Annotated in this window: 3 protein-coding genes; 1 reads left to right on the forward strand and 2 read right to left on the reverse strand. The window is 66.1% G+C overall.

Features of this window, described 5'->3' with window-relative positions:
- On the reverse strand, positions 1–289 hold a 289-nt coding region (locus tag L995_RS29095; protein WP_047474892.1), incomplete at its 3' end, for a LysR family transcriptional regulator.
- Between the two features lie 120 nt (positions 290–409).
- Between L995_RS29095 and L995_RS29100 the strand changes: the two genes are divergently transcribed.
- A complete protein-coding gene (locus tag L995_RS29100; RefSeq protein ID WP_047474894.1) occupies positions 410–793 on the forward strand; it encodes a tautomerase family protein in 384 nt (127 codons plus the stop codon).
- A gap of 50 nt (positions 794–843) precedes the next feature.
- On the opposite strand, the gene L995_RS29105 is transcribed toward L995_RS29100, so the two are convergent.
- A complete protein-coding gene (locus tag L995_RS29105) occupies positions 844–1,728 on the reverse strand; it encodes a LysR family transcriptional regulator (protein ID WP_016448236.1) in 885 nt (294 codons plus the stop codon).
- Positions 1,729–1,843: the final 115 nt, after the last annotated feature.

The following is a 1,843-nucleotide window of genomic DNA, read 5'->3' on the forward strand; positions in this document are numbered from 1 at the left end:
CGATGGTCAGCCGCTGGCGCGTGCTGACGGCCAGCGCCAGTGCGCGCTCATGGGCCTGCAGCAGTTCGCGCGCATGGGGCAGGAAGTCGGCACCCAGCGCCGACAGCTGCACGTGGCGCGGCGTGCGCTCGACCAGCCTGCAGCCCAGCCGCTGCTCCAGCCGCTTGAGCTTGAGGCTGACGGCAGCCTGCGTGGTCTGCATGGCTTCGGCCGCGCGCGTGAAGCTGCCCAGGTCCGCGATGTGCACGAAGCCTTGCACGGCATCCAGGTCCAGAGGTCGTTGAATCATTTCAATCCATTATTACTGATATCAGCAATCATGGCTTTTCAAAATAGCTGGCACGGCCTACCTTCGAGGCTCCCACAACGCAAAGCAACGCAACTCAACTCAACGCAAAGGAGCCACACCATGCCCATGACCCGGATCAACATGCGCGCCGGCAAGTCCCCCGCCTACCGCCAGGCCATCTGCGACAGCCTCTACCGCGCCATGCGCGAAACCTTCAACGTGCCGGAGGACGACCAGTTCATGACCATCACCGAGCATGACGGCGACAACTTCCGCTACGGCGCCTCCTACCTGGGCGTGGCGCGCAGCGACGATCTGGTGCTGGTGCAGCTCACGGTCAGCAACACCCGCAGCCTGGAGCAGAAGATGGCGCTGTTCAGCCGCATCGCCGAGCTGCTGGTCGAAAGCCCCGGCCTGCGGCCCGAGGACGTGTTCGTCAACCTGGTCGAGGTGGACAAGGAGAACTGGTCCATGGGCCACGGGCTCGCGCAATACGCAACTTAAGACACGCGGATCGGCGCAACAGCCACAGCGGCGCGCTCAGTCCGGCACACTCAGTCCGGCACCGCCAGCGCCGCCACGAATTGCTGGCCCACGGCGGTGATGATCTCGGCGCGCGCCGCCGTGCGCAGCTGCACCAGGGCGATCTGCCGGCTCTCGGCAGTCTGGGCAAGGGGCAGCACGCGCAGGCGCGGGTCGCCCTCCCAGCCATGCCGCGCCAGATTGGGCAGCATGGCCACGCCCATGCCGTCGCGCACCAGCTCCACGATGGTCTCGATGGAGTTGAGCTCCAGGAACTCCTGGGGCTTGGCGCGCAGGCGGCGCAGCGTGCGCTCCACCAGCTCGCCCGTGTGCTCGGTGCGGTCGAAGCGGATGAAGGGATAGCGCTCCACCATGTCGGCGGGCGCCGCGGGCCGGGCGGCGCGCGGCGCCAGCAGCACCATGGGCTCGGCGTACAGCGGTGTCCAGACCAGCGAGGGGCGCTTGATGGCCGGGTTGTAGACCACCACGGCCGCGTCCAGCTCATGGTTCTCCACCTGGGCGATCAGCCGGTTGGACTTGCCCGAGACCACATGCAGGTCCACCGCCGGATGGTGGCGCTTGAGCTCCAGCGTGGCGCGCACCAGCTGGCTCAGCGCCGAGACGATGGAGCCGAACTGCACGGTGCCGGCCAGCGGTGCATCGGCCCGCGTGCCGTGCTTGGCCTGCTCGTACAGCGCCACCAGCTGGGTGGCAATGGGCACCAGCGCCCGGCCCTGCTCATTGAGCGTGACCAGCTTGCCCTGGCGCGCGAACAGCTTACGCTTGAGGTCGTTTTCCAGCGTGCGCATCTGCAGCCCCACGGCCACCTGGGTCAGCGCCACGCGCTGGCCTGCCGCGGTGAAGGAGCCCTCGGCCGCCACGGCCAGAAAAGTGCGAAGAATGCGCAGGCTTGGCATAAAAGTTTTGCTTTCAAGATTCGTAAGAAATTCCAGCTTTCACCAAACAGTTTCTATCATCAAAATCGCTGGCAACCGATAGCCGATCGTCCTGATCACACCCTCCCACTTCCCG

This window comes from Delftia sp. ZNC0008 (assembly GCF_000799035.1).
GTDB classification, from domain to species: Bacteria; Pseudomonadota; Gammaproteobacteria; order Burkholderiales; family Burkholderiaceae_C; genus Comamonas; species Comamonas tsuruhatensis.